At 56.6% G+C, this 4,230-nt stretch carries 4 protein-coding genes; 2 read left to right on the top strand and 2 right to left on the bottom strand.

Annotated features, from left to right (window positions below; translation table 11 throughout):
- Window positions 1-724: 724 nt before the first annotated feature.
- Window positions 725-1,558, bottom strand: a complete 834-nt coding sequence (locus JCM12539_RS12270) for a MurR/RpiR family transcriptional regulator (RefSeq protein WP_054651816.1) — start codon at window positions 1,556-1,558, stop codon at window positions 725-727.
- A gap of 226 nt (window positions 1,559-1,784) precedes the next feature.
- Here JCM12539_RS12270 and JCM12539_RS12265 point away from each other — a divergent pair, with 226 nt between their 5' ends.
- Window positions 1,785-2,351 carry a ribose-5-phosphate isomerase A gene (locus JCM12539_RS12265; protein WP_054651814.1) on the top strand — a complete coding sequence of 189 codons (567 nt, stop codon included), beginning with the start codon at window positions 1,785-1,787 and terminating at the stop codon, window positions 2,349-2,351.
- A 42-nt stretch (window positions 2,352-2,393) separates the two neighbouring features.
- Complete coding sequence (locus tag JCM12539_RS12260) at window positions 2,394-3,374, top strand: Gfo/Idh/MocA family protein (RefSeq protein WP_054651812.1); 981 nt, start codon at window positions 2,394-2,396, stop codon at window positions 3,372-3,374.
- 87 nt (window positions 3,375-3,461) lie between these two features.
- On the opposite strand, the gene JCM12539_RS12255 is transcribed toward JCM12539_RS12260, so the two are convergent.
- A complete protein-coding gene (locus JCM12539_RS12255) occupies window positions 3,462-3,986 on the bottom strand; it encodes a GNAT family N-acetyltransferase (RefSeq protein ID WP_054651810.1) in 525 nt (174 codons plus the stop codon).
- Window positions 3,987-4,230: the final 244 nt, after the last annotated feature.

The following is a 4,230-nucleotide window of genomic DNA, read 5'->3' as shown; positions in this document are numbered from 1 at the left end:
CCGCCGGTCAGTCTCGAAATTCGTCGCGTTCTAACGGCTAAAGCCAATGGAGCTCTCGGACTGGCTGCGCCATTCCTGCGAGAATCAGTCAGTAAGCGCTAAAGCGCAAACTGACTGTGTTCCCCGGCAGTGGTTACCATTCCGACCCCACACGCCTCCGCTCATCGGTCCGCCCGACGCGGCCTCACGCTACTGTGCTAACTAGGTTTCCGGGCAAGACACCTCCGTCCCAAAGTCCACCCGCGGCTTCCCGATAGTTCGTGGTCTCTAGTTATTTGCCCCATACATTACAGTTGAATTAGTGAATGCTACAAGTTTTACCATTCTTGCAAACGCGCGGTATAGCATCGTCTAGATGCGATCTGCCCTCTGACCTTTGGATTATGGTAGACCTCTGAACGTAACGATGGTCATCTACCGTTGGTCGTACTGGTGTGGTGGTGGAGGTTGAGCGGCTGGTTCCTGCGACGGCTGTATGCCCGTAGTTCTGTTAGTTATGACTTACAGAATCAAATTGGCTAGACCGAGCTGGTTTTTGCTCGGGCTACGGCAATTCGCGGTAGCCCGGTACGGGCGAGAGCGTGAGGCTCACAGCACCGGTCGCAGGAACCAGCCGCTCAACCGGAGCCACCGCGCCAGTACGACCAGCCACCGCAGCGGTCCACCAAGTTGCAACACCCCACAGCAATCCCACCGGCCAGAACCGCCATCAAGGCTGCACATCCTAAACTTTACTGTCGGCAATGATTGCTTCGTGGGTATGAATACGTTCGATACGCTCTGGATCAGCGTGGATGAGTAGGAGGTAGAGGGCCTCAATCACCGTCATGGCGGCGACGCGGGAAAAGTAGTACTCGGAACGGAGCACGCGCTGCCGCACGGTTGTGGTGATGTGGAGGTCGGCACGTTGGGCGAGCGGCGAATCATCGCGGTTCGTAATCCCGATGACGCGTACACCCCGACTTTGGGCCACATCCACGGTTTTAAGCATCGTACGACTCTCGCCGGAGTTGGAGATGGCAATTAGTACTGCCCGCTGGTCCAGATTTAGGGTTTGGGCGACCGCGGTTTCCCACGGCTGAGCGCTGATAGCAAACAGCCCAATCTGGTTGAATTTGTACGTGGCGTCTGCCGCTACGGGATAGGTGTCGCCGTCTGCAACTACCTGGATGACGGAGGCGGTGCTGAGCCACGCCACCAGCTGGTCAATGAGTGCCGTTGATAGTTGGTCGAGGGAATGGGTCACCTCGTCCACTTTGTTGGCGGTCACTGAGGCCAGATACTGTTGCACGTCATCGTTGTTGGTGGCGTGGGCAGGACTTGTGTCTTCCGCAACCTGGGCAACTTTGACCTTCAGCTGGTGGAACCCGGCCAGGTCGAGGTTGCGGCAGAATCGCGATACCGAGGCGTCACTCACGCCGGCCGTGGTGGCCAGCTGCGAAATCGTCCAATCAACGATGGCGGCCGGTTGGTCGAGGATGGTCTGGGCAATTTTCTGGTCGGTGGGCGTCATGCTGGCGAGGCGCCCGTAGATGGTATCAATGATGTTGGTGGTCATGGGGGCATTGCTTCCTTCCTGAACGTTTATGCACCCGCAGGTTAACAAAGTAAAGTGTGAAAGTCAATTTCATCCGTTCATGGTTGACGAAAATAAGTTCAAAGGTTATGCTGTGTGTGAAAATTATTTTCCTTAACAAAGGGGATGTGAAAATGACTAACGAAATACAGGCGGCCGTCAACGTGTTGGCGCCAGGGATGACGGTCAGCTGGGTGGCGGCCGGCACATGCAGGCGTTGGCGCACGCAATTGCCGATGCGGAACTAGACGTGACTTTGTGTTCACCGGCCGTACCCACGCGCGCAGCGATTACTGCGTTAGGACTGCGGTTGGTGGACTTACCTGAGCACGTTGACTGGGCGTTCGACGGTTGCGATAGCGTTGATCGGCGGCGACACGCACTGAAGAGTAACGGTGGTATCCACACATTTGAAAAGCTATACGCAGATATTGCTGATCAATACGTGCTGGTGGCCCCGCCGGAACGGGTGGTTGACCGGCTATCCCCGGCGGTCCCGCTGACGTTGGAGGTGGTACCGCCAGCGGTGTGGCAGGTAGTCCGGGCCGTGAGTGACTTAGGCTATGTAGCGATGCAACGGACTACGGGAACGGTAACTACCACACCTTTGGGCAATTCGTTGGTGGACATCACCGCCGACGATTGGGGCAACATTGAGCGGCTGGACAACGCGGTACGCGCCATGAACGGAGTGGTCGGGACGTCGTACTTTGACCACCAGGTGACGGACATATTGACGACCGATGCGGCGGGCGTAGCTGTTTGGCTTAAGTGAGTAGAACGACGTGAATTTTTAAAAGTAAGGATGGCATACAAAATGAAACAATATCGTTGGGGTATGATTGGTGCTGGTTGGATTGCGCACGAGATGGCCGACGCCTTAAACGCCGTTAACGGCAGCGTGTACGCGGTGGCGGGCGGTGACGTTACGAAGTTGAAGCAGTTCGCCCGGGATAAACACGTGGAGCACGTCTACACGGACGTGGACGATATGATTAACGACCCCCAGGTGGATATTATCTACATCGCGACACCGCACACATTTCACTATGACTACATTAAGCGGGCGCTGTTGGCCGGCAAACACGTTTTCAGTGAGAAGGCGATTACGGTCAACGCGCGCCAGTTTGATGAGGTGCAAAGGTTGGCCCACGACCGCGGCCTGATTTTGACCGAAGGGTTCACCCTGTACCACATGCCCATTTACCAACAGGTGCGTGACCTGATTGCGGCCGGTAAGCTCGGTGAGATTAAGCTGGTACAGGTTAACTTTGGCAGTTTGAAGGACTACGATCCGCAGAACCGTTTCTTTAACAAAGACTTGGCTGGTGGTGCGTTGCTTGACATTGGCGGTTACGCCACCGCCTTTGCCCGTATGTTCCTGGCGAGCCAGCCGGACGTCACTTTGACCACGGTGAAGTATTTCGAGACCGGCGTGGACGAGCAGTCGGGGATTATTCTCAAAGACGATCAGGAACAGCTGGCCGTGATGGCCCTATCGATGCGTGCCAAGCAGCCCAAGCGGGGCGTTATCTCCGGCACGAAGGGGTACGTCGAGATTAACGACTATCCGCGCGCAACGACGGCCGCAGTCACGTACACGGCGGATGCGCACACGACGACCACGGACACCCTGACGGCCGGGAATGCCGCAGACGCGTTGAGCTACGAGGTGCAGGATATGCAGCGGTACGTGGAGCAGGGACACGACGACGGACAACTGGATTGGTCGCACGACGTTGCACACATTCTGAACAACGTGCGCAACCAGTGGGGACTCAAGTACCCCTTTGATTAATCGCTGCAGCAGATAAAATCAGCCGTCCTGGCGATGCGTTGGCATCAACGGGACGGCTGATTTTTGTGTTGATGACGTTGGGTGAAACTACAGAAACAGCTGGTAGACGTTCCGCAGGTCGGTGGGATCGTCATCCATGCGAACGATACCGGAGTACGTAAAGCCGGCCTTGAGCAGGACGTGTTGCATCCGGGCGTTATTTGCGTGGGTGTCGATACGCATCTCGCGGAAGCCGAGTCGGTAGGCCTCAGAAGTCAGGTTACTGAAAAAGAGGTCGCCGAGGTGGGCCCCACTGTGGCCCGGAGCGATGGCGATGCGATGAATAGTGGCGTAACGTTCGCTCGAATGTTGCTGCCAGGCACCGGCATAGATGGTGGCGTAGTTAGGGTCGGGTTCCTGGAACAAAGTCGCGGTGCCAACGGCCTCGTGGTCGGCCAGGAGAAGGTAAGTATAGCCGCGGTCAATATCCCGGTCGATGTCGGCCTGGGTGGGGTAGGCCCCCTGCCACTGGGGGATGCCATCTGCTGCTAGCAGCTGCTTTGCCTGCTGAATAATCGCCATAATTGTGGGTGCGTCGGTGGCCGTTGCGGGCCTAATCATTACACTTGTCATTGTCTACCCTCCGGTTGATTAATACCCGTAAGCATACTACTTGTCTTCAGCCTTGTGCAGTGTATTTGGAGATTATAGAGAATGTGGGTGTGTTCGAACACGCGGGCGGGGTGGAGGCTTCGTGTCCGGAGACGGGGTGTTACAGTGGCGTGAGGCCGCGTCGGTCGGACCGGTGAACGGAGGCGTGTGGGGTCGGAATGGTAACCACTGCCGGGGTGTAACGTTCTTACGGCTTTAGCCGTTA

Source organism: Lacticaseibacillus pantheris DSM 15945 = JCM 12539 = NBRC 106106 (assembly GCF_001311175.1).
In the GTDB taxonomy this organism is placed as follows: Bacteria; Bacillota; Bacilli; order Lactobacillales; family Lactobacillaceae; genus Lacticaseibacillus; species Lacticaseibacillus pantheris.
This window is presented reverse-complemented; position numbering and strand designations above follow the sequence as displayed.

Excerpts from the sequence above, each read along its gene's own strand:
- JCM12539_RS12270 (WP_054651816.1), bottom strand. The coding sequence starts at position 1,558 with ATGACCACCAACATCATTGATACCATCTACGGGCGCCTCGCCAGCATG.
- JCM12539_RS12265 (WP_054651814.1), top strand. The coding sequence starts at position 1,785 with ATGCAGGCGTTGGCGCACGCAATTGCCGATGCGGAACTAGACGTGACT.
- JCM12539_RS12260 (WP_054651812.1), top strand. The coding sequence starts at position 2,394 with ATGAAACAATATCGTTGGGGTATGATTGGTGCTGGTTGGATTGCGCAC.
- JCM12539_RS12255 (WP_054651810.1), bottom strand. The coding sequence starts at position 3,986 with ATGACAAGTGTAATGATTAGGCCCGCAACGGCCACCGACGCACCCACA.